This is a genomic window from Methylophaga sp. UBA4204, from assembly GCF_002379485.1.
Lineage (GTDB): Bacteria > Pseudomonadota > Gammaproteobacteria > Nitrosococcales > Methylophagaceae > Methylophaga.
On the sequence record NZ_DFTU01000071.1, the window covers coordinates 15,227 to 15,435 of the forward strand.

General features: G+C 46.9%; 1 pseudogene. It reads right to left on the reverse strand.

What is annotated here, in order from left to right:
• Positions 1-209: pseudogene (locus B3182_RS10335) on the reverse strand (glycine--tRNA ligase subunit alpha); the annotation flags it as partial.

The following is a 209-nucleotide window of genomic DNA, read 5'->3' on the forward strand; positions in this document are numbered from 1 at the left end:
GTATTGGCATGTTCAAAGTTGTAGGTCGACATTTCTACTTCATTCTGGTGAAACACATCGCCATAAGTCACTTTACCTAATGGACCATCTGCCCAGACCAAATCATAAACACTTGCAACGCCTTGCAGATACATGGCGATACGTTCCAGACCATAGGTGATTTCGCCGCTGACGGGTTTACATTCGAGGCCGCCAACCTGCTGGAAGTA